The sequence below is a fragment of the Candidatus Nanosynbacter featherlites genome (assembly GCF_005697565.1).
Lineage (GTDB): Bacteria > Patescibacteriota > Saccharimonadia > Saccharimonadales > Saccharimonadaceae > Nanosynbacter > Nanosynbacter featherlites.
In genome coordinates this window covers 102844-126820 of sequence record NZ_CP040004.1, presented here as the reverse complement: position 1 = coordinate 126820, position 23977 = coordinate 102844, and the positions used below count along the sequence as shown (strand labels likewise).

The 23977-nt window shown below is 44.0% G+C and carries 20 protein-coding genes, 1 tRNA gene, 1 rRNA gene and 2 other RNA genes; 9 read left to right on the top strand and 15 right to left on the bottom strand.

Annotated elements, in window-relative coordinates:
• Nucleotides 1-293: 293 nt before the first annotated feature.
• The 4 genes from FBF37_RS00630 to gyrB all read right to left on the bottom strand — a co-directional run bounded on the left by FBF37_RS00630 (nt 294) and on the right by gyrB (nt 6916).
• Nucleotides 294-1769, bottom strand: a 16S ribosomal RNA gene (locus FBF37_RS00630).
• Between the two features lie 214 nt (nt 1770-1983).
• The gene (locus tag FBF37_RS00625) at nt 1984-2415 is read right to left on the bottom strand and encodes a divergent PAP2 family protein (RefSeq protein ID WP_138078490.1); all 432 of its coding nucleotides are present in this window, start codon (nt 2413-2415) and stop codon (nt 1984-1986) included.
• On the bottom strand, nt 2412-4871 hold the full coding sequence (gyrA, locus tag FBF37_RS00620; protein WP_420887533.1) for a DNA gyrase subunit A: 2460 nt from the start codon (nt 4869-4871) through the stop codon (nt 2412-2414). Before gyrA ends, FBF37_RS00625 begins: the two co-directional genes overlap by 4 nt.
• Nucleotides 4872-4939: 68 nt before the next feature.
• Nucleotides 4940-6916, bottom strand: coding sequence for a DNA topoisomerase (ATP-hydrolyzing) subunit B (gene gyrB, locus FBF37_RS00615; RefSeq protein WP_138078488.1), 1977 nt, complete (start codon nt 6914-6916; stop codon nt 4940-4942).
• Nucleotides 6917-7080: 164 nt separating this feature from the next.
• Here gyrB and FBF37_RS00610 point away from each other — a divergent pair, with 164 nt between their 5' ends.
• Together FBF37_RS00610 and FBF37_RS00605 are read left to right on the top strand one after the other, a co-directional pair.
• Nucleotides 7081-8685, top strand: a complete 1605-nt coding sequence (locus FBF37_RS00610) for a hypothetical protein (protein ID WP_138078486.1) — start codon at nt 7081-7083, stop codon at nt 8683-8685.
• Between the two features lie 25 nt (nt 8686-8710).
• The gene (locus FBF37_RS00605; protein ID WP_138078484.1) at nt 8711-9283 is read left to right on the top strand and encodes a hypothetical protein; all 573 of its coding nucleotides are present in this window, start codon (nt 8711-8713) and stop codon (nt 9281-9283) included.
• 28 nt (nt 9284-9311) lie between these two features.
• On the opposite strand, the gene FBF37_RS00600 is transcribed toward FBF37_RS00605, so the two are convergent.
• From FBF37_RS00600 to ssrA, 4 genes are all read right to left on the bottom strand, one after another.
• Nucleotides 9312-12224 (bottom strand): type IV secretory system conjugative DNA transfer family protein, encoded by a 2913-nt coding sequence (locus FBF37_RS00600; RefSeq protein WP_236861250.1) that lies wholly within the window; start codon nt 12222-12224, stop codon nt 9312-9314.
• 9 nt (nt 12225-12233) lie between these two features.
• Nucleotides 12234-12662 (bottom strand): hypothetical protein, encoded by a 429-nt coding sequence (locus FBF37_RS00595; RefSeq protein ID WP_138078482.1) that lies wholly within the window; start codon nt 12660-12662, stop codon nt 12234-12236.
• A 37-nt stretch (nt 12663-12699) separates the two neighbouring features.
• Complete coding sequence (locus tag FBF37_RS00590) at nt 12700-13071, bottom strand: hypothetical protein (RefSeq protein ID WP_138078480.1); 372 nt, start codon at nt 13069-13071, stop codon at nt 12700-12702.
• Nucleotides 13072-14316: 1245 nt separating this feature from the next.
• Nucleotides 14317-14702, bottom strand: a transfer-messenger RNA (tmRNA) gene (ssrA, locus tag FBF37_RS00585).
• A gap of 65 nt (nt 14703-14767) precedes the next feature.
• Here ssrA and FBF37_RS00580 point away from each other — a divergent pair.
• The 4 genes from FBF37_RS00580 (at nt 14768) to rplT (ending at nt 17419) form a co-directional block, all read left to right on the top strand.
• Nucleotides 14768-16288: a YifB family Mg chelatase-like AAA ATPase gene (locus tag FBF37_RS00580; RefSeq protein ID WP_145964607.1), complete on the top strand. Its 1521-nt coding sequence runs from the start codon at nt 14768-14770 to the stop codon at nt 16286-16288.
• Between the two features lie 81 nt (nt 16289-16369).
• Complete coding sequence (gene infC, locus FBF37_RS00575; RefSeq protein ID WP_138078476.1) at nt 16370-16876, top strand: translation initiation factor IF-3; 507 nt, start codon at nt 16370-16372, stop codon at nt 16874-16876.
• Nucleotides 16876-17070, top strand: coding sequence for a 50S ribosomal protein L35 (gene rpmI, locus FBF37_RS00570; RefSeq protein WP_138078474.1), 195 nt, complete (start codon nt 16876-16878; stop codon nt 17068-17070). The genes infC and rpmI overlap by 1 nt, the downstream gene beginning before the upstream one ends.
• Before the next feature lie 4 nt (nt 17071-17074).
• Nucleotides 17075-17419: a 50S ribosomal protein L20 gene (gene rplT, locus FBF37_RS00565; RefSeq protein WP_320410504.1), complete on the top strand. Its 345-nt coding sequence runs from the start codon at nt 17075-17077 to the stop codon at nt 17417-17419.
• 54 nt (nt 17420-17473) lie between these two features.
• Here the strand turns inward: rplT and rnpB are convergent.
• Nucleotides 17474-17804, bottom strand: an RNA gene (gene rnpB / locus FBF37_RS00560) — RNase P RNA component class A.
• 218 nt (nt 17805-18022) lie between these two features.
• Nucleotides 18023-18667 (bottom strand): site-2 protease family protein, encoded by a 645-nt coding sequence (locus FBF37_RS00555; RefSeq protein WP_138078470.1) that lies wholly within the window; start codon nt 18665-18667, stop codon nt 18023-18025.
• A gap of 82 nt (nt 18668-18749) precedes the next feature.
• On the opposite strand from FBF37_RS00555, the gene rpmB reads away from it, so the two are divergent.
• Nucleotides 18750-18962 (top strand): 50S ribosomal protein L28, encoded by a 213-nt coding sequence (rpmB, locus tag FBF37_RS04225; protein ID WP_138078468.1) that lies wholly within the window; start codon nt 18750-18752, stop codon nt 18960-18962.
• 52 nt (nt 18963-19014) lie between these two features.
• Here the strand turns inward: rpmB and FBF37_RS00545 are convergent, their stop codons facing one another.
• From FBF37_RS00545 to thrS, 5 genes are read right to left on the bottom strand one after another with little or no spacing between them, the layout of a single operon-like run.
• Nucleotides 19015-19647 carry an MBL fold metallo-hydrolase gene (locus tag FBF37_RS00545; protein WP_138078465.1) on the bottom strand — a complete coding sequence of 211 codons (633 nt, stop codon included), beginning with the start codon at nt 19645-19647 and terminating at the stop codon, nt 19015-19017.
• A 9-nt stretch (nt 19648-19656) separates the two neighbouring features.
• Nucleotides 19657-20247 carry a transcriptional regulator gene (locus FBF37_RS00540; protein WP_138078463.1) on the bottom strand — a complete coding sequence of 197 codons (591 nt, stop codon included), beginning with the start codon at nt 20245-20247 and terminating at the stop codon, nt 19657-19659.
• A 15-nt stretch (nt 20248-20262) separates the two neighbouring features.
• Nucleotides 20263-21156, bottom strand: a complete 894-nt coding sequence (gene miaA, locus FBF37_RS00535; protein WP_138078461.1) for a tRNA (adenosine(37)-N6)-dimethylallyltransferase MiaA — start codon at nt 21154-21156, stop codon at nt 20263-20265.
• Nucleotides 21141-21479, bottom strand: a complete 339-nt coding sequence (locus FBF37_RS00530) for an MGMT family protein (protein ID WP_138078459.1) — start codon at nt 21477-21479, stop codon at nt 21141-21143. The genes miaA and FBF37_RS00530 overlap by 16 nt, the downstream gene beginning before the upstream one ends.
• 36 nt (nt 21480-21515) lie before the next feature.
• Nucleotides 21516-23327, bottom strand: a complete 1812-nt coding sequence (thrS, locus tag FBF37_RS00525) for a threonine--tRNA ligase (protein WP_138078457.1) — start codon at nt 23325-23327, stop codon at nt 21516-21518.
• Between the two features lie 301 nt (nt 23328-23628).
• On the opposite strand from thrS, the gene FBF37_RS00520 reads away from it, so the two are divergent.
• Both FBF37_RS00520 and FBF37_RS04065 read left to right on the top strand, forming a co-directional pair.
• A tRNA-Val gene (locus FBF37_RS00520) sits at nt 23629-23705 on the top strand.
• A 112-nt stretch (nt 23706-23817) separates the two neighbouring features.
• Nucleotides 23818-23961: a hypothetical protein gene (locus tag FBF37_RS04065; protein ID WP_174843569.1), complete on the top strand. Its 144-nt coding sequence runs from the start codon at nt 23818-23820 to the stop codon at nt 23959-23961.
• Nucleotides 23962-23977 lie beyond the last annotated feature (16 nt).

Here is a 23977-nt window from a genome sequence, read left to right as displayed (position 1 = left end):
GTGTTGGTTTCGCTGTAATGCTTAGCCTACACAGCATCATTCTTAATCTCCTCATCGGTGTATTTTTTAGAGGCTAGGTTATTCACCTGCATCAATAAACCCTCTCAAATGTGAGAGGGTTTATTATATTAACAACTTGATTGTGCAATTCATCAATCGGCTTATCGTAGAGAAGGTTTTGAACTTTGTCTCGTCCAAGAAGGACTATTGTAAATATGTAAGCTCAGCATATTTACGAGACCGACCTAGCTCAACTTGTGATTGCTCGACAAGCTGGCATCTATTCTCCCTAGAAAGGAGGTAATCCATCCGCACCTTCCGGTACGGATACCTTGTTACGACTTAACCCCAATCATGCCCCCCACCTTAGGCCGACGAATCGGACTTCGGGTGTTGGTCACTTTCATGGTTTGACGGGCGGTGTGTACAAGACCCGGGAACGTATTCACCGCAACTTGCTGATTTGCGATTACTAGCGATTCCGACTTCATGCAGGCGAGTTTCAGCCTGCAATCCGAACTGGGACTAGCTTTGATGCGATTTGCTTCACCTCGCGGCTTCGCTGCGCATTGTACTAGCCATTGTATTACGTTTCTAGCCCAGGACGTAAGGGAAATACTGACCTGACATCATCCCCTCCTTCCTCCCCGTTACCGGGGCAGTCTGAATAGAAAAATACAACTATTCACAAGGGTTGCGCTCGTTGAAGGACTTAACCTAACATCTCACGACACGAGCTGACGACGGCCATGCATCACCTGTCACAGGGTTCCAAAAGGCACAGTCTACTTTCGCAGACCTTCCCTGGATGTCAAGCCCTGGTAAGGTTCTTCGGTTATCATCGAATTAAAGAACATAATCCACCGCTTGTGCGGGTCCCCGTCAATTCCTTTATGTTTTAGCCTTGCGGCCGTACTCCACAGGCGGGATACTTAACGCGTTAGCTTCGCTACTGAAGGGGTCGATACCTCCAACAGCTAGTATCCATCGTTTACGGCGTGGACTACCCGGGTATCTAATCCGGTTCGCTCCCCACGCTTTCGTGCCTTAGCGTCAGAAATGGCCCAGTAACCTGCCTACGCCATTGGTGTTCCTTCTTATATCTACGGATTTCACTCCTACACAAGAAATTCCAGTTACCTCTACCATTCTCGAGTTTAACAGTTTGAATAATAGTCTGTATGGTTGAGCCACCAGGTTTCACTATTCACTTATTAAACCGCCTACGCAACTCTTTACGCCCAGTCACTCCGGATAATGCTCGCACCCTACGTATGACCGCGGCTGCTGGCACGTAGTTAGCCGGTGCTTATTCATGAGTTACCGTCATATTCTTCACTCATAAAAGAAGTTTACAACCCGAAGGCCTTCATCCTTCACGCGGCGTTGCTCCATCAGGCTTTCGCCCATTGTGGAAGATTCCTCACTGCTGCCTCCCGTAGGAGTCTGGACCGTGTCTCAGTTCCAGTCTGGCTGATCATCCTCTCAGACCAGCTATGGATCGTCGGCTTGGTAGGCCATTACCCTACCAACAACCTAATCCAACGCAGGCTTCTCCCAAAGCGGATAAATCCTTTAATCCGAAGACCATATGCGGCATTAGCTACCCTTTCGGGCAGTTATTCCTCACTTTGGGGCAAATTCCTACGCGTTACTCAGCCGTTCGCCGCTCGCCGACAGGGTGCAAGCACCCCTCGCTGCCGCTCGACTTGCATGTGTTAGGCACGCCGCCAGCATTCATCCTGAGCCAGGATCAAACTCTCCGTTAAAAATCTACTTTGTATCAAAGTATTAAGGCTCTACAAAAATATAAACTGACGATGATATTGCACAATCAAATTGTTAAAGTTCGATAGACTGGCCAAAAATCCTCACGTAACTTGATCATTACAGATTGTAATTGTCGTTTCGCTCGCATCCCCACGACCAGACTGATACTTATCATACATCATCAACCAACCTTTGGTCAATACTATTTTGTAATTATTTTGTTGCGAAAAAGACAACAAGCGAGACAAACAGTCCTATTGTTGCACCCACAGCAACCTCAACAGGGGTGTGGCCATGTGCAACACGGATGCGAGACAAAGAACTTTTTTGCTCATCCAACAACTGATTTAGCGTGTCCCCCTGTTGTCCAGAGGAGAATCTCACCATCATAGCATCATATAGAATGATCATGGTCACCCACAGAACGATAGCAAATTGCACCGTATCAACACCGTCATACAATGCGACAACAGTAGCTAACGAAACGACCGTTGCAGCGTGAGCGCTTGGCATACCCCCAGACAACAATAGAGGTGATTTTGGATTCTTACTAAATACTCGGCGATTCCTACCCATCAAGCGAAATACATGCTTCAAGCCCTGAGCCAATGCCCATGCCAACAGAGGCACTAGCAAATATCTCATTTAGCATCCTCTTCCAGGGACCGCTCTTCCATTAGTCCTATGGAAGATACTGCATCATTATCGCCCAATCGCATGATAGTAACACCTTGAGTCGTACGACCCAATAATTTAATATCTTTAAGGCTAATACGAATCGTTTGTCCATTTTGTGATACCAAGATAGCATCCGTCATGGTTGGGTCGATCGTCTGAACTGATATGATTGGACCCGTCTTTGCTGTCACAATCGCCGCTTTAATGCCCACTCCGCCACGCTTGTGGCTTGGGAAGTTGGTTACTCTTGTACGCTTACCGAAGCCCTGTTCACTGATAACCAATAGTGTTTGGTCGTCACTCGTCACAATATCCATACCGACTACTCGGTCGTTTGGCCGCAGACGGACTCCACGGACTCCACGAGCAGCCCTACCCATTGGCCGCGCATCTTTTTCGTTAAATCGAATCGCCTGACCAGCTGATGTTGAAATAATTACATCGCTTTCTCCATCAGTTTTCTTGATCCACTTCAGTTCATCACCATCATCAAGCTTTATGGCAATCAAACCATTGGTACGGATATTGGCATAGTCACTGAGCGGAGTTTTCTTAACGGTACCATTCTTTGTAGCCATAAACAGATAGCCGGCATCACTAGCATTCTTTTCATGTTTAATGATGGCGGTAATTTTCTCTTCTGGTTGCATTTGCAGTAGGTTAACAGCGGCCACACCTTTAGCACTGAGGCTAGCAGCTGGAACTTCATACGCCTTGAGCCGGAATACACGACCCTTATTAGTGAAAAACAGCAGATAGTCGTGCGTACTTGCCGGGATGATCTGGGCTATAATATCTTCTTCCTTAGTGGTCATGCCGCGCTTACCCTTGCCGCCACGGTTCTGCTTACGATAGTCACTCGCCAGAGTTCGCTTGATATAATTCTCAGTTGTCAAAAGAACAACAGCATCTTCCTCTGGAATTAACTCCTCGTCAGAGAACTTACCAAGCTCATGGTTGATAATTTTACTACGCCTCTCGTCACCATATTTCTCTTTCATTTCCAAGAGCTCAGTCTTGATGATATTCAGAATCTCTTGCTCATCAGCCAAGATAGCTTCTAGTCGTGCAATTAGCTTCAAGAGCTCACGCAGTTCATTCTCAACTGCTTCACGCTCAAGCCCAGTCAGGCGTCGCAGCTGCATTGCCAAGATAGCTTTGGCTTGAATCTCGCTCAGTCCAAACTTAGCACGCAAGTTCTTCTCTGCCTCATCCTGAGTTTTCGAAGCACGAATCGTCTTAATTACCTCGTCAATGTGATCCAGCGCAATCTTATAGCCCTCCAGAATATGTGCTCTTGCCTTGGCTTTTTTCAGCTCAAACTCAGTACGGCGGCGCACCACAGACTGGCGGTGTTTCACAAATTCGCTCAAAATATCGTGCAAGCCTAAAATCCGTGGCTGCATAGTATTGACCAATGCCAGCATGTTGTAATTAAAACTCGTCTGGAGCGCTGTTAGTTTGTACAGCTGGTTCAATACTTTCTTTGGATACGCATCTTTTTTCAGTTCAATGACAATGCGGACCTTACCTCGAGAACTTTCATCGCGCAGGTCAGCCAGTTGTACTCGCTTTTCTTTGTGAAGTTCACCGATTTTTTCAATTAGTGTTGCTTTATTTACACCATATGGTATCTCAGTTACGACAATCTGATGTCGACCTCGTTTAGTCTCCTGGATCTCTGCTACCGCTCGCATCATCACACTACCGCGACCAGTTGCATACGCCTGACGCATCGGCGCACCACCGTAGACGATCGCCCCTGTCGGAAAGTCTGGACCTTTCACGTGTTGCAGCAGGTCATCAACCGTTGCTTCAGGATTATCAATCAATTCAATCGTCGCATCTACCAACTCACCTAGGTTGTGTGTCGGGATACTGGTTGCCATACCGACAGCAATACCAATCTGGCCGTTCAATAGCAAGTTCGGCAACTTTGCCGGCAGCACAATTGGCTCACGCTCTGAGCCGTCAAAGTTATCCTTGAAATCAACCGTTTCCTTCTCGATATCAGTCAGTAATTCTTCAGCTGGCTTGTCGAGTCGCGCCTCAGTATAACGGTGAGCGGCTGGCGGATCTCCGTCCATCGAACCAAAGTTTCCCTGACCTTGCACTAACGTATAACGCATCGCCCAATCTTGCGCCAAACGAACCATTGAATCATAGATGGCAGAGTCGCCATGTGGGTGATATTTACCCATCACATCACCGATGATACGTGCTGATTTGACGAATTTCGCAGTACTGCGGTTGCCGTTCTGATTCATTGAATACAAAATACGGCGATGCACCGGCTTCAGACCGTCACGCACATCTGGCAATGCCCGGTCAACGATAACGCTCATTGAATAGCGAAAGAAGTTATCCTGCATCACATTTTCAAGTCGGCGTCGCTCTAATCCTGCTGATGCTTCAGTCACCATATCTGGTGTTGCCTCAATTGATTCATGCTCATTGGTTGGTTGCATCTGTTTGTCCTGATCACTCATGATTAAATATCCAAATCCTCTAAGTTAGCATTTTTTGCCCAGCTCTGAATAAAGCTTTTACGCAAGCTCACGTCATCGCCCATCAGTCGCGTAAAGATTGCGTCCGCTTCCTCGGCGTCTTCCACTCTGACCTGAATTAGTACACGATTTTCTGGATTCATCGTTGTCTCCCACAGCTGATCAGCGTCCATCTCGCCAAGCCCCTTAAACCGTGAGATCGTCACGCCAGCCTGTTTGGTGACATCCTGTTCATCGTCAATCACCGTACCGCGACTCTTCTTATCAGCAATCAGGTCTGCCAAGACTTTATCTTTCTCAGCCTCGTCATATGCGTAGATTTTCTTCTGCCCGCGGTTGATGGAGTATAGCGGCGGTTTAGCAAGATATACATAGCCACCCTCGACCACCTCTTTCATATAACGGAACAAGAAGGTCAGAAGCAACGTCGCAATGTGACTGCCGTCAACATCAGCATCGGTCATGATGATAATCTTGTGATAACGCAAACCATTGATGTCAAACTGATCGCCGATGCCAACACCAAATGCCTGGATCATCGCCACAATCTCTTTATTGGCAAACATTTTATCAAGCCGAGCTCGCTCAGTGTTCAACACCTTACCACGAAGCGGCAAAATTGCCTGGGTTTTACTGTCACGACCCTCTTTGGCTGAACCCGCTGCTGAGTTACCCTCAACAATATAAATTTCACTATCACTCGGGCTTTTACTTGAACAATCCCACAACTTACCCGGCAGCCCCATGCCATCAAGCGCGCCTTTACGAATCACATTGTCGCGAGCTGCTCGCGCTGCCTTGCGTGCTCGCGCTGCCAAAGTCGCCTTGCCGACGATCTTCTTGGCAACGCCAGGATTCTCCTCCAGATAGTATGAGAAGTATTCGTTCATTACCTGCTCAACATAGCGACGCATCTCTGGATTACCAAGTTTATTCTTGGTCTGACCCTCAAACTGCGGATCGGGCAATTTCACCAAGATGATCGCCGTCAGACCCTCACGAATATCGTCCCCAGTCAGGTTATCTTCTTTTTCTTTCAGTAAGCTGTTCTTACGCGCATAGTCGTTAATAACCCTAGTCAATGCTGAGCGAAAACCAACCAAATGTGTACCACCATCCGGCGTCAACACATTGTTAGCAAACGGCTTCACCGTCTCAATATAGGTATCATTATACTGCACAGCAATTTCCACCATACAGTCTTCAACCTGTTTTTCGACATAAAATGGCGCATCGGCTAGCACGTCCTTGCCAAGGTTTAGGTGTTTCACATAGCTCTGAATTCCGCCTTCAAAATAGAAAGCTTGACTATCACCTGTGCGCTCATCTACAACAGAGGTGTACACGCCTTTGGTTAGGTACGCTTGATGACGCAAATAATTAACCACCCACTTGTAATCAAAATCAATCGTTTCTTTAAATATTGTTGGATCAGGGTAAAAGGTTATTCGCGTACCAGTTGGCCGATCTACCTTGCCAACCTTCTTGAGCGGCTCAACAATACCACCAGTCGCGAATACTACGCGGTACAACTGGCCATCACGCACCACCTCAGCGATCATTTTTGTTGAGAGCGCGTTAACAACACTCGATCCGACACCGTGGAGTCCAGATGATACCTTGTAGCCACCGCCGCCAAACTTACCACCAGCGTGTAGCACCGTCAATACCGTTTCCAATGTGCTCATGCCAGTCTTTGGATGCTTATCAACCGGTATACCGCGGCCATCGTCAGTAATCTGCACACCGCCATCCTCCAGTAGCACCACTTCAACCTTTGTAGCATACCCAGCGATCGCTTCGTCGATCGAGTTGTCGGCAATCTCCTTAATCAAATGGTGTACACCATCATAGCCGGTACTACCGATATACATACCCGGGCGCTTACGAACTGGCTCAAGTCCTTCGAGAACCTGAATTTGTGATCCATCATAGGATTGATTATCTGTTTGTTTAGCCATGTCTCCCTCACTATTTCCTGACTTGTCAGCTATTTACAACTCTCTCATTATACCGCAAAAAAATTGTTCACTCAAGTGCTTTACCTGAACATATTTCTTATGCTAAAATAGAGTAAATATTATCATAATAATAGATTACATAAACATACAAGAACGGGGCAACCATGTTTAGAAAAATAGTTTCTCACTTGCCATTTAGTCCATCACTTATCAATGAATTGGGCTTTTATGCAAAAAGGTTAAGTAAAGAGGAGGCTACTCGAAAATTAGGCTTAATTTTCACTGTTCTTGCGTTAATTGTGCAATCATTAGTCGTATTCTCTCCTCCGGAGTCAGCCAATGCTGCAGACCCAAGCGATATGGTTCGAGGTGGCGTATGGAGTGGAAGCCAAATGATGAACCACTATGATGCCAATACTAACGACATTCGCTCATTGTTTGATACGATTGGCATTACTCGTGCAGAGCTATCAAATGCAACCCGCAACCTGCAGACATTACATAGCCGTGATGGTAATTATTCTTGGGGGATGACTCCTCACTTTGGGTCAGCCCAAGGAGAAGGTTCCTATTCTGTCAAATCAGCCGGCAGCGGAATGCGTAATTTCTACTACCGGCCGCACCAGCTTTGGGGTAATTTTACCTATACAGCCTACGTAGGCCATTCAGCTAAGTTCGGTTGGTTCGCAATCATGCGTAACTGCGGCAACCTTATCACAAAAAGTATCCCACCGGCACCAACATGTCCTCCAGGACAAATCGGTACCTATCCAAACTGTTCAACACCTCCAGCTCCAATAGTCACTTGTAACGCGTTAGAAGTGAAACAAAGCGACACCAATAAATATCAGTTCACCGTAAACACAAGTGCCGCTAACGGAGCTAAGATACAAAAGTATGTATTCAACGTCTACAGAGGTAACTCTCTAGTAAAAACCCTAGAAAGCACCAGCCCAAATATAACATATCAGGAAAAGACCCCTGGATCATACAAAGTGACCGTAACGCTCAAAACCTCTCTAGGCGACCGCACCTCTGCCGGCTGTCAAAAGACGTTTAATGTAGCTGAGCCGGAAAGATGTCCACAAAACCCAACATTACTTAAAAATGACCCTCGCTGTCAGCCATGTGCAGGCAATCCGACCTTATGGATAGAAGATAAACAGTGCTCTGCTTCCTTTATCCAACAAAAGAACGCCATAAACCTCACTCAGAGCAATATGGATGCTACTAAGACCACCGCGAAAGCACATGATCGTATCACCTACCACCTAAAAGTCACCAATAAAGGCTTTGCGCCAGAAAAATATACGTTCACAGAGAATTTGGGCGATGTTCTGCAATATTCGTCTATCTTTGAATCAGGTGGCGGAACGCTCAAAGAGGACGCCAATAGCAATGGCGGAAAAACTGTTCTCCAGTGGCCAGAGGCAACCATTAAACCTGGTGAAACCCAAGAACGCACGTTCACGATACAGATGGCTAGTAAAATATCCTCTATGAGCACTGGCACAAGTAACCCTGGATCATTTGACTGTAGGATGGACAACACCTTCGGCAACACCGTAAGTGTCAAAGTTGATTGTCCAAATGAAAAGAAAGTCGTCGAAACAGTGGCTACACAACTGCCCCGCACTGGTGCTGGCGAAAATATGCTGTTCGCAGGTCTAATCCTCTCCATTGTCACATTCTTCTACTTACGATCTAGACAGCTCAAGAAAGAAGTACGTATCATACGACACACCTATAACTCAGTGGGCACAATTTAAATAAATAAGGTTAGGCGTGGTAACAATGAAAGAATCACTTAAATTCAACAACGAGACCAAAACATCACATGAAGGTTTGAGCGAGCTGCGAGCAGAGACGCAAGATCGTGCGGCCGAAACCATCAAAAATCGAGTCGAAAACGAAAGCTCACCAGCAGAAAAGTCAGAAGCTGAAGCACGCGAACAGCTCGAAAAGGTCATTGAGAAGGCTGAATCTGAAGAGGTAAAGCAAGAAAAGAAGCAACCCGCAAAAGCTGAGCGCATCATAACTAAGGAGGACCGTAAAGATAGCTTCAAAAAGACCATGGAGATAGTCCAGAGTCAGCTCCCTAAGTCTAGCCGAACTTTTAGTAAGGTCATTCATAACCCGACCGTCGAAAAGGTCAGTGAGGTTACGGGCAAAACAATCGCTCGACCAAATGCCATACTGTCTGGTTCGGTTGTGGCTTTTGTCTTAACCCTCGCCATATATACCCTAGCAAAAATAAACGGGTACCCTCTGTCGGGATTTGAAACAATTGCAGCATTCATCATCGGATGGATTGCTGGCATGTTGTTTGACTACATCCGCATAGGCATAAAAGGTAGTAGCAGCTAAGCTACTACCAAACTTTAATATTCTTAGCCTATCGCAATTTTATTGATATTTCCCTATCCGAATCTTGATTACCATCCCTGAGATCAAGCCTATTGTTAGATGGTTTTGGCTGTACTGAGTCTAGCTCTTGTTGCATTCTTTCCTGGATGGATAAGTTCTCTTTATTGGCGTCATCCGAAGATGGCACAGCATTGGCAGCCGAAGGTGTTGTCGGTATATCTACAGGAGCATCAGGATTATCCTGAGGTGACCGCGATAAATTACCCGCCTGGGCGACATTACCTAAGCTCTGCCCATTAGGGTTCACATTAGCGGTAGACATTGGTGTCGGTATCGTTACTGGCGTTGCAGGAGATAACGCACCAGAGGCTTTTTGTGTTGGTACTGGCTGCGCACCGCCTATCTGCTTACGCTTCGACAACCACTCGTCTAGGAAAGACTTATTCTCCCGTAGCGCAGTAGGCTTAGGTGATACAGATCGTGCCTTCGGATCTGCCCTACCTAGCCTCTCAAATATTTCCTTTTCCACAACAGCACGTGGTCTACCGTATTTCGCAGAAGACAGCCTCACCAATGCATCGCGCAACTGAGAGTTCTCCTGTCCCATCGGCGGTATCCAATTCATACTAAACGGCGCTGACGGAACATTGTTAATCATGACAGAGGTAATCGATTGGAAGTTTGGCAACTTAGACAAATCGTCCACATCAAAGACTGGTTGAAACTTCTTGACCATCAACTCAGCGTCCGTCACACCAATACGCCCAGAAATCACCGTACCAACGTTACCGATAATCGCTTCACGTATCTTATCTGTCAACTGGGTCATAAACTGGTTACCCATAATAAGACTCAGTTTATATTTACGAGCCTCGGACAGAATAGACTCAAAACTATCCGTAGCAAAGTTCTGAAACTCGTCAACATACAATGAAAAATCAACTCGTCGGTCTTCTGGAGTGTCAGCCCGAGCCATCGCTGCAGCCTGAAACTTCATCACGAAGATAATACCCAGCAGCTTGGAGTTTAGTTCTCCCATCTTACCCTTGGAAAGGTTGACCAGCAGAATCTTATTATTATCCATTATCTCCCGCAAATTAAATCCAGACTTCGTTTGCCCAATAATATTACGCATTGCATCATTAGAGATAAATGGACCAAACTTCGCGACAACCCAAGACACAACTTCACCAGCTTCGTTAGAGCGCTGGGATGCCGGAAACTCCTTCGTCCAGAAATCAATCACCTGCGGATCGGTAACATATTTCAGCTTACTCTTAACAAACTCTGGGTCTATGAGGCATTTTGGTATATCGATAAATGTTCCGCCTGCAGGGTCAGCCATCAACAACAACGCACAGTTGCGAAAAATGTGCTCCAAACGAGGACCAACAATTCCCGTATGCCCCGGGTCGTACAACCCATACAACATATTAATTGCTTCTTGCACCAAAAAGTCCTTCTGGTCTGGTGTATCAAACTCAAACATATTCAAACCAATAGGATTTGTCATGTCAGCCGGGTTAAAGTAGATAATATCTTCAACACGCTCTTTCGGTACCTTACCGAGAAGCGACTCTACCAAATCTCCATGAGGATCGATGAACGCAAAACCTCGACCATCCATCATGTCTTGGTATGCCATATTTTCTTGCAGGACAGACTTACCGACACCAGTTTGACCAATAATGTATACGTGGCGGCGGCGGTCTTTTGTCCCGATACGAATAGGTTTTTTCACACCACGAAATTCGTTATAACCAATCAACAAGCCTTCATCCAAAACATCAGTAGGACCATCAACCTGCTTGGACATCTGGCGTTTAACCTGAGATGTCGGTATTGATGAGGAACCAGGTAAATGAAACAACGTTGCCATTTCTACACTGTTTAAAACATTGTATTTTATCTGTTGTGGAAAAAACCTCATAATATAGGCCGTTGTAATTTCCTCTATATTACGAGTAACTGAGAACTTGAAGCCATTATTTCGTGGTGAATCAAACAACGCAAAAGCGGCAATAATATTCTTTAACAGAGACTGAGACCTGGCTGCAGTATTAGAAGAAACCACAACACGAATCAAAACTTCGTAGGCTGGATACCTAGTCTTTTCACTTACAGCATCAACCTCTGCCTGTTCAAGTGAACTCAACGGCTTATTTTCCTCTTCTTTTTGTTTCTCGTCATTTTCTTGTGGTGGTTTCCACAACGCTTCTAAAATATCCTTTGGAGCTATCAGTGCACCAATGCCCGTCTTTTTCTTTTTATGTTTTCGCAAATTATCAATGTGAAGCTCAGAAGCTTTGGCCCAACCATCATACGCTGGCCTGATAAGAAATTGAATACCAATTCCATCATCTTTTGATGCAGATGAGAGCGCGTTAAGGAGCGCCCGTGAGGCATCACGTTTTGATTCTTGATACGTTGCTATTGGATAAATGAAAGATTTACGCAAAGTAAATTCACCGCCTATCATACCAGACGTACGACCAATCTCACTAAAGATATTTACTTCGCTCATCTCTTCCAGCCGCGCCGATGGATAAGCTGCTATGATAGCTTGGCGAATAACGTCGATTAATACCACAGGAACCACCGCATAATAATGAACTAGGCCACCAGTAGCGACGATCTCAAGAGATATGTGACGCTGCCCATAAAATTTGCTCTTAAATCCTTTCGTAGCGGTACTGGAAATAATATTATACATAACCTGCGCCTGCGAGATGACTTCCTCGTTAAGGTCACGCTGGTCACGACTACCATTGTCTATATCCTCACTGGTCGGAGGCAAATGTATCAACAAGGGTACCATTTTTAGGCCGCGCTCATAATTCTTTGCTTCGCGCATAGCATTACGGTACAGTATAAAAATCACTGATGTTCCAACAGCTATAATCCCTAATACCAGTAACCCTAAGATAAGAACTCCACCCATTAATCCATCCTACTCATTAGACTGACCAAGAGTCTTATTATATCGTTTCTTCAGATAATCTGCCTGTAGCTGAGCAATAACCCGCGCTCGTTCATGGGGATTACCCTCTGTTAGGGCAATTAAACTCTTTAGCTTATCAACCCACTCTTTCTCAATTAAATCATCGTCCCCTGCTATAGAAGGAACTCCTGCCATAACCACATCATTATCTGTCTGCGGTGTCTGAACACTAGCAGGATCCTGAGGAGCAGGCTGTGCCAAACTTGCTATATCAACGACAGGCAGCACCGGCGTAGCAGGCGGTTGCTCCCCCTGCTCAACGGACTGTGCCCCATACTGTTCAAAACTTTTTTCTTGATTACCATATTGACGCTCTACATCAGGAACTACAGGCGCTGATTCTGTCCTCGGTATTACTGGTGTCGTCTCAGGATTCATACTCAAATTATATCATGGTGTATACGAAAAGACCATGTTAGAACCTCTTATATACATACAGACAAGCAATCACTTCAAAGATAGCAACAAGACAGGCGTCAAAGAGCTTAATGCCACCAATAGATTGGACTCCCAACAATATAACTGGAGCCAGAGCAAGCACGCTGGAAAAATAATACAGTTTTATATCCTGTCGACTTTTGCTACCATCTCTAGACTTTGACACATGTACCATAGAAAATAAAAACCTAAGTAAAATGTATAAAGCGCTAGTTAGCGCCACATATAGGGAAAATAAAAATAAAAGAACCCCAAAAGGACCTATGCCAGATGGAGTAGTCATATTTATAATCAATAATACCGTTAAGGTTGCGACGCAGCCAATTGTAATAGCGATCTTCTGCTTCATATCACATATTATACACGAAGGCATAGCCCAAAAGAGCCCGAGCGATAACAGAAGCTGAACTACAAACGCTCCATCCGCCGCTTTAAAACAACTATTAGGGCGCGGGCATTGCGAGTCCGTCGTTATCGCTCAAGGCGACTGACCGCTCCTTATATAAGGAGCATGTCCTTGCGTGAAGTTCCTTCCACACATCCAGTATTCTCATTACCAATGCTTTGCAAAGATAAGGATAAACTGGATGTGTGTGTACTATCCACGCGCGCTCAACACCTATATTATTTGTAACTTGCGAATAATCACAAATAACTTCAGTGGAGCATCGGCGGCACCATGACTAAAATACAATAATCATATATAGACTATGTGCTTTTCAGCTTCATGTTGCAGCCGTTCCCTACACCAAAGCAATATTTAGTGTTAAGCGATATTCTAAAGTTGGTTATTTTAATGTACTTTTTTGCTTTGTTTGTTTTTCAAAAGCTTATGTGATTATACTAGCATCTATTTCAAAATAAATCAAGTAGTTTTCTGAAAAAATTGTTGTAATAAGCACATATTTCAATATTACTGACCGTATTCTAATCTGTAAAAATAACGCCAAAATAACAATATATAAAAAGTAAATATTACAACAAAATGATCCTTTTAGAATCATTACTCCCAAATATATCCGTTTAAACACCATTATCATAACGGCTAGCTTGTGCCCCATACGACAGCAATAATTAGTAGATACAGTATAATCCAGCTGCTGATTTCTTTAAAAATATTTAAGCAAAAATACATTACATAATTGCCTTGAGGCTATTTATCATTTATCCATCACGCACGATCATGCATTTACAAAAAGCTAGCTTAACCAATATTCCACATCCCGTACGCTTTTGTAATGATCATATATAGCACTCCGAGACAACAAAAGAAAAAAGCTACTACACTAGGTTCTCACACCGCACCGGTAACTACTTGACGGTCAGCAGTGACACCTTCATCGTCCATTCAGGTGTAGTTTTTTTTACTCACTAAATCTCCTGCAAATATGTTGACATAACCGTTTTCATGAATTATTATAGGGGTAGCTTCTGAATAAAAAAGTTGTACAAACTAATAATGGAAGCCAAAAATAAACAGATCATCAAAAACTCCACTTTTTGAAAACGACCACTACTCGCAGGTGGTTGTTTTCTTATATCAGAATTCTGCATAGTAAAAAATCAGCCTACTGGCTGATATACTTAAGCTGCATGGTGGAGCTGCCGGGTACTGCCCCCGGGTCCAATTGGTATCATAAATATTCGTCTACAAACATAGGATCATTTACAGTTTTATAACATAGCTTGGATAATAAACGAACCCAAAAGACCGAGCTTGTTACGTGGCAAAAGTCCCATGTATTTGCCACTTCCAAATACATAGCGAGCAACATAAATTCTGACACCTCAAATCGTATCATGTTGCCTATACGAAGAGATGGCTATAGATTAAGCTACAGCTGGCGCAAAGGCTGGAGCCTTGAATAGGCTAGCTACTTTGCTTGCAAAGTTTTTTGCATTTAACAATATGCGTATCGTGCATGTTCGGTTTGCAGAATATTTTGATAAAGTCCAACTGTCGAACGCTATTTCAGCCCCACAATCATATACAGTATACCACCTCACCTTTAAAAACCAAATAAATTATGGTTAACTGTAGATATATGACGGTAAGCAAGATACTCTCTGCAACACCATGTGGGTTTCAAGGCCAATTGATTGAAATCGAGGGAGACCTATCAAAAGGACTACCGAGCATCCAAATTGTTGGTTTAGGAAATAAGGCGATCGACGAAGCAAAGGACCGAGTTCGAAGCGCCATCAAGAACTCTCTACTTGAGTTTCCAAAGGGCAAAATTGTCATCAACCTGGCGCCAGCTGAACTACCAAAAGATGGTACCCAGTTTGATCTGCCGATTGCATTGTCAATATTACAACTGAACAATCTCCTTTCGCAAGAAGCTGTCAGCGACGCGCTCTTTGCTGGAGAACTAGCCTTGGATGGCTCCATTAGACCCATCCAGTCAGCTATTACTATTGCCGAAGTTGCTAAGAAGAATAATATTACAACTATTTACATCCCAGCTGATAACACGGAACAAGCCCTATTGCTGAAAGACATTACTGTCATTCCTATCAAAAGCTTGCGCCAATTATTCCTGCATTTGAAAAAGGAATGTCTTATATCACCTGCTGTCAAAAAAACTACACCTGATGTTACAGAGGTAATAGACACTCCAATAGATACAATCATCGGACAAGAGCAAGCTAAACGAGCCATCAGTATTGCAGTAGCAGGAAGACATAATTTACTATTCTCAGGACCCCCTGGGTCTGGTAAAAGCATGCTAGCAAAGGCTTGTGCCGGACTATTGCCCCCTCTAAAGGGTCAAGAAATAATAGACGTTACCAAATTGCATAGCATTGGTAACCCGGACTTAACAGACGGCATAGTCTCATCCAGACCATTTCGTGCACCACACCATACAGCGAGCAGAACCTCTATTATAGGCGGAGGCCCTAAGGCACGGCCAGGAGAAATAAGTCTGGCGCATAATGGAGTCTTATTCTTGGACGAAATCTTAGAGTACCCACGATCAGTCTTGGAAGCGTTACGCCAACCCTTGGAAGACCACACTATAACCATCAGCCGGGCTAACCAAAAATACAAATACCCTGCCAGTTTTTTACTAGTTGCCACTATGAATCCTTGTCCTTGCGGATATTACGGAGATACTGAAAAAAGCTGTACCTGCACATCTTCTCAAATCCTTAATTACCAAAAACGGCTATCAGGACCACTCCTTGATCGCATAGATATGACAGTAAATGTTAGTCGTGTAAATCATGAGACACTCCTTCAAAATAAGCCGTTGAATAATTCACAACATTTAAAAATAACAGAGGTTATCCAGCAAGCGTTGCGTTTTCAACAACAGCGTTTTAACAGCAATGAAAAACACAACGGATCACTGAAAAGCTCTGAGGTTGACCACTATGCTCGTCTCTCTACTGACGCAAAAGACCTCCTCATTAAAGCAGCAAAGAGTTTAGACCTTAGTACACGAAGTTACTTCAAAGTCATAAAAGTAGCTCGAACCATCGCAGACCTAGAGGCGTCCGATGTAATTGAGACACCCCATATCGCCGAAAGCTTGCAATACCGACAAGTTCAATATTCATAGATCCTTGAAATACGCGTCCTTATCTGTTAGAATTGATTTTGGAATTAATCTAACGATTCACTTTACAAAGGAGAGCTAACGATTAATAAAACAATTCGTACCAACGGAGCCATCCGTGCTCGCGAACTACGCGTTATTGGTTCAGACGGTGAGCAGTTAGGAGTAATGTCACTCCGTGACGCACTAGCAGCGGCGGAAGAAGCGGGATTAGATCTCGTGGAAATATCGCCTAACGCTAATCCACCTGTGGCTAAAATCGTCAACTGGGGTAAATACCGGTACCAGAAGATGAAGGATCAGCAGCGCAATCGCAAACTAGCTAAAGCCAGTGACCTGAAGCAAATGCGTTTTGGTCTCAAGATAGGCCAAGGCGACTTGGAAGTAAAACTTCGTAAGGTCCGTAAATTCCTAGAAGAAGGACACAAAGTTCGCATCCAGGTAATTTATAAAGGTCGCGAAATGGCACATAAAGAGATTGGTTACGAGTTGATTGAAAAAATCACTGCCCTACTTGAAGAAGTCGCAATCGTAGAACAAAAACCTCAGATGGCAGGTCGCAATCTGAGCGTAGTAATAAGGAGTAAGTAATGCCAAAACTAAAGACCCACAAGGGCACTGCTAAGCGCATTAAGCTAACCAGTACCGGCAAACTAACCCGCCAACGTGCATTTGGCGGTCACCTCTTGGCTAAGAAGTCTAAGAGCCGTAAACGTGCCATTAACACAACAGCAACCGTAAAAGGCTCTATGGCCAAAAACGCTCGTCGAGCAATGGGAGTGTAGTATCATGCGAGTAAAACGAGGCGTTTCAGCACATGCAAAGCACAAAAAGATTCTCAAAGCTGCTAAAGGAATGCAGCATAACCGTACACGCAGTTTTCGTTTAGCAAAACAAGGTGTTATTCGCGCCTTGCAATATGCTTATCGTGACCGTCGCAATAAAAAACGTGACTTGCGAGCATTGTGGATTACTCGTATTAACGCAGCTGCTCGACAAGAAGGCACCACTTACGGTAAGTTGATTGCCGGTATGAAAGCTCATAATATTGATGTTAATCGCAAAATATTAGCAGAAATAGCCGTGAACGATCCTGTAGCATTCAAAAAGATCGTTGAAGCAGCTACAAAATAGACCAGAGTCTACAGAATATACTAAAAATTCCTCCATCAATAGGAGGAATTTTTAGTATACAGTCCACCGATAAGCCGGGTTCTGTCGTGGGCAATCATCTATCTAGTTCATTTGTTGCCAAATGAATCAAGCGGTTCTCGACCTACAGGCGGACACCCGAAATGTAGATCTCCTTGCAACCGACAGGGTTTACCTCCTTACTATGTCGCCATAGTAAGCTGTAAGCTCTTACCTTACTCGTTTCACCTTTTCCCATAGCTATGGGTAGTTTTGTTTCTGTGGCACTTTCCCTAGGGTCACCCCTGGTCGCCGTTAGCGACTGTCGTGTCCTTTGTTGCCCGGACTTTCCTCTTGACAGAAATCAAGCGATTGCCTAGTGAACTGCTGTATTTGATTATATATGCTCTGCAATTATTCGTCTACCCGCCACAGCCAATAAACGGGCAAACAAAAAGCCCCAAGAGTCATGAACGCTTGATATTCCCCGCATAAAGCAAGGTGGGTGCTCGCAATATACCACCACGGTGATATACCATATAAAGCTCCCTATCATATGATGTTAGGAAAATCATATGCGCCCATAGACTCAAGGGACTACTTATATTATACACTAAAAATCAAAATAAATAACTGAAGTGTGTGTATAATCAGCCAATTCATGCATAGAGATATAAATGGCGAACCAACCATAACAAGAGCCATGATGATGACAAGCCCATATTGCTCAACCTGTCTCATGAAATTTCTTACAAAATCCGGAGCCAATGCATAGAGTACTCTAGATCCGTCAAGCGGCGGTATAGGAATCATATTGAAAGCAAAAAATCCCAGATTAACAAACACAAAAGCCTGAAGCGTGACACCAATCAATGATGGAGAAAAGCCAAATTTATCTACAAAACCCAGACTCACACCAATACCAAAAAAAGTGAATGCCAGTACTAGGTTAGTCAGAGGTCCGACGATTGCCACCAGGGCAACACCCCACTCTCCAAACCGCACCTTATGCGGGTTAAATGGCACCGGTTTAGCTCCACCAAATACTGGAGCGCCCAACACTAGTAATGTTAGCGGTAGCAGGATAGTTAAAAATGGGTCAATATGTCTTATAGGATTAAGAGACAACCTTCCTTCTGCTTTAGCAGTCTGATCACCCAAAAAATATCCCATAAAAGCGTGCATCGCCTCATGAATAGTCATTGATACCAGAATCACTAACAATGTAATTATCACTACCGTAAAGTTCATATATTTCATTATATCATCTTGACTATTTTGTGATATACCGTTACAATATTAGGGATTGTTTAATAAATTAGAGAGGTTGGAAATGGCATCACGATGCGAACTAACCGGCAAAGGCAAGCAGTACGGCCATAACGTGAGCTTCTCACTGCGACGTACAAAGCGAGTTTTTAAGCCGAATCTACAAAAAAAGACCTTTACGGTCGGTGGCCAAAAAGTCACAATGGTACTTAGCACTCAAGCAATTCGCACTCTTCGAAAAAAAGGAATTCTGCAGAGCGCGGCAAAAGCTAAATAATTAAAATATCCTCCGTTAGTGGAGGATATTTTAATTTAGCTATTTAGTTATCCTAGCTACGATCAACCTTAACTACTGTCAGCTGCTCAGGTAAAGCTTCTGCAGATTTAACCTTCCACTTGGTGCCAGCATCTATACCGGAAGCGCCCACTTCTTTTAAGAATGTATCTAATACATCCTGTGGTACTTCGTATGCTAATTCTAAATCTGAGTAATGAACCGGTATGACAACTCGAGGATCAATCTGTTTAACAATTACCGCAGCTGCTGTAGCGTCCAGGGTGTACCCACCACCGCCAACAGGCAGCACAACAATATCAGTAACTCCGATTTGCTCCAATTGTTCCTCACTCAATTTTGGATCAATATTACCCAGTACAGCTATCCTTGTTCCACCTATCAAAAGCTTATATATTGTACTATTGCTCCCTTCCGTATCAATGTGTCGCTGGGCTGGAAAACCAGCTAACCCGACGTCTGCCACCTCATACTCACCAGGACCATTAAATTTCACCCGAGGATTGCCGACTGTTGATGCAAAGCGGTCTTCAGTAAGTACCTCAACTGCATCTTCAACAGACAAATCCTTCTTACCAACCAATGATAACTTTGGGTCAAACACAACTTTTACGTTTTTTGTTGTAAAAACAACAGCATTAGCACCCTTATACTCTATGTCAAACATATTGTCTCCTTATTTTAATATTCTATCGACATCAACCAACACTGAATGCTTACCACTCAAAATATCAGTCACAAACCTATCACGAACACTCAACCGATAGTAAAAATCATCATATGATAATACTGCATAATTAAGGCTCTTCTTTTCCAGTTTTTCAGCTTTATCCATCAACTTTTCCAGCTGAGATTGTACTATCTCACCGACAACCAACAAATCCACTCGGCTGGCCGAGCCTCTAACCAAAGTTCCCGCCGCTATAGCAAGTCGCAGCCCAGAAAGCTGGCCAACCTTAGCTAACCAAGTCGCATCCTTTGCTACAGCCTTTGGTTCTTTTGCCTTAGGCGAGTTGTCGGCGAATATCATAGATAAAGCCTCAAAATATTGATACTGCTGATTGACTGCGTAGTACAGCTTATTGTCAGCATTATCAGACACGATGATACCAACGTTCATCATGTTGGCTAATTCACGCCTCACTGAATTTATCTGCTCGTCAATAAGACGCGTAATTTCTCGTACGTAGAATGATTTTCCAGGATTATTTAAGAATAAATGCAGTAGCTTTACTCTTGTTTTTGAACCAAATAATGAATCAATCATTGCACAATAATTGTATCACGGATTAACTAAGCGAGCCAGTATCTGTGATAAATAGTGTTCAGCTGAATATAGGTCACACCACATAATATGAGGGTTGCGCCTCAGCCAGGTCATTTGGCGCTTAGCTAATTGCCGATCGCTGGCAATCATCTGCTGCACCATTGTACTGTAGTCAATTTTACCACGTATATATTGATTTATTATAGGGTAGACATTGCCCGTCATTGCCTCACTGCGCCAGCCATACTTATTACCCAAATATGTTGCTTCATCTACAACATTATTGATCAATAGTTGTTCAGTTCTTTGGGTAACTCTGTTAGTTAGTTCATCTCTTTCTGTCGCTATTCCTACAACAATAGTATTTTCTTGTATTGATGCATTTTTTACTACATTTTGAGTACCACGTTCAATGGCCCGAATTACATAACGTTTATTATATTTATTCTCCGGCAAAGACATGTTGTTATTAACACAATATTTATGTAAGTCTTCTATGCTCATACCTTCTAGCTGCTGGCGATAACGTCCATCGCTCCTATTCGCAAAACTAAAGTTGAAAATAATCCCATCTATATATAGCCCGGTGCCTCCAACCAAAAATGGTATGTTGCCACGGTCACGAATCTCTGCAATCTCTTTTGTTGCATATTCCTTAAAATCAGCAGCCGAAAAAAGCTGCCCTGGTTCTACTAAATCAAGTCCCCAGTGAGCCACTCCTTGCCTCTCCATGAGAGTTGGCTTGGCAGTTCCTATATCCATGTCACGATACACCGTCCTACTATCTGCGCATATAATCTCACCGCCAAACTTTTTTGCTAATTTTATCGCCAGTGACGTTTTACCGCTTGCCGTCGGACCAGTAATGACAATCAAGGGTGTTATTTGCTCCATCATACCGGTTTCCATCGCCGTTCCTCAAAATCAATTATTCGCCACTGCGCATCACAAAAAATCCCATCTTGTTCAAGTAGCTGTTTTTGTGCCTCTTGGCCCCCAGGAAAACCAACAGCCAATCCGCCCTTGGCATTAACTAAGCGATGCCAAGGTAAATCCAAAGCTCCATTATGAGCGATACCTCCAACAATGCGCGCTGCATATGGATACCCAGCCATGGCAGCTAAGTCTCCGTAGGTAGTGACTTTATTATTTGGCAATTGCGCCATCAACTCATAGACTTTATCGCGCAAGCTTGTCGCTGTTAGTTCGTTCAATATATTACTCCGTGCCATTCAGCTTATTATTAAACGGCTTACTATGCTTGCTTATTACACGTTCTGGATATAACTAGCCAATTGATCGATTGTGACTTGTTCTTCACCTGCACGCGTGCGCACGCTCACAATCCGCTGCTCTTTATCTTTTGGACCAACAATAATTTGCGTTGGTATTTTTACAACAGTTGCTTCACGAATCTTCTTACCAATTGATTCATTTCGAATATCTGTTATAAATCTGACTTCATTATATTTTACCGGTTGCATCAAAGTCACCCCTGATAAAATCGTTGTTATTTCATCAACATAGTCCAAAACAGTGTCATTAATTGTTAAGATGCGTACCTGCTCTGGTGCTGCCCAGAATGGGAACCAACCGCCCGTGTGCTCGATGAAGACGCTCAGGAATCGCTCAATCGAACCCAGCAATGCACAGTGAATCATCACAGGTGTTGTAAAATTGCCATCCCTATCTGTATATTCCAAACCAAACCGTTGCGGCTGCACGAAGTCTAGCTGCACTGTCGCAACTTGGTGCTCACGACCGATAGCGTCGGTTGCCATGAAATCAATTTTTGGTCCGTAAAAAGCAGCCTCGCCTTCCTGCTCGAAATAGTCCAAGCCAACTTTTTCAACTGCTGATTTCAATTGATTTTGTGCGGAAGCCCACAATTCACGTTCACCCAAATATGCATCAGAATCATCACGGTAACTGAGTCGAACCCGCAGCTTCATATCAATAGTGCCGTACAATTCCTGGGCAGCAGACAATAAATTATTGATTTCTTGTTCAATTTGGTCTGGGCGACAAAAGACATGACTGTCATCCTGGGTCAGCGAGCGCACACGATTCAGACCGCCAAGCTCACCGGTTTTCTCGTCACGATAGTCAGTGGTTGTTTCCAGGTAGCGCACCGGCATATCACGGTAACTACGTGGTTGTGAAGCAAAGATTTGTGTATGATGCGGACAGTTCATCGGCTTTAATGCCATTTCATCACTGGTTTCCTGACTCTTAACCAAAAACAGCTCTTCGCCAAATTTAGCCCAGTGGCCTGATGTTTCATACAGGTCCTTTTTAGTGATATGCGGCGTCCAGACTTTTTCAAAGCCAAACCTCTGACGCAGCTGATTTGAATATTGCGCCACGACATCACGCAAAATGGTTCCACGAGGCGTAAATAATGGCAAACCAACCCCCACGAGCGGCGAGGTTGTGTATAGATCAAGTTCCTTGCCTAGCTTGCGGTGATCACGCTGTTTGGCCAGTTCTAATTGCTTCAAATATTCATCTAGCTCTTCCTGCGTAGCAAAAGCTACGCCATATAGCCGCTGCATTTGAGGATTCTTTTCATTGCCCCGCCAATAGGCGCCTGCAACCCGCATCAACTTAAACGCACCAATCTCACTGGTATTTGCAACATGCGGTCCGCGACACAGATCCTTAAACGACCCGTTAGTATAAAACGAAACTTCATCAAGCGCACTATCACTTTCGGTAATTGTGCCCATTTCTGCGGCATCCAAATCTTTTGCCACTGTCGTCCCGGCACGCTTCAGATCATTAAGAAGCTCTTCTTTATATGGCTGATGGCTATCTTTAGCCCATTGAATAGCATCATCAATTGGACATTTTGTGCAAACAAAGTCCTGCTTCTCTGCAATGATTCGTCGCATTATCTTTTCGATTTTGTTGAACTGTTGCTCGCTAATCTTCGTTTCGCCAAGATCAATATCGTAATAAAACCCATGCTCAACAACCGGACCAACTCCGAATTTCGCATCTGGCCATAACCGCTGTACGGCTGCTGCCATGATGTGTGCTAGGCTGTGTCGCATTGCATAGAGTTTGTCTTCGCTCATAGAACCTCCTTAATGTACTTTGATACATTCGGCTTAAATAATGATAGATATTATACGCCTCGGGCCAGGAGATCTGGCGGTTCCACCTTGGCGATTCTCTTGCTCCGACTGTTATCGTTTATTCAAAACGCATGCGTCGCAACCGCTTCCATGAGGTTCCGAAGATGGTTAGTCTTCATCATTACCTTGTCGTTATTATACCAGCTAATCACAACTCTCTCAACAAATCCCATTCAGTCATTACTAAGATACTAACTCTTGTGGTATTGGGGTATTTCTGATAATATCAATATAAGCGCGGGGGCGATTAGCTCATTTGGCTAGAGCGCAGCATTGACGTTGCTGAGGTGATAGGTTCGAATCCTATATCGCCCACCATTATAGACACCTTTACGGGTGTTTTTTATTTACTCACATATTCACATCATGATATATCAACCACAAACTTGTTCTATTGACTTTTTAAAACGTTTATGCTAATATGTAGAGTATGAGTAATCATACTACCAATGTGATTGCGTCATCAAAGCAAGACGCGTCACTCCTCAGCAAAATCACTATCCACTTTGAGTACGACAAGCGAATCAAGGAAGTTCGCGCCAACTACTGCAAGATGAACGAAAAAGTAAAATAGCCACCAGAAACGATTT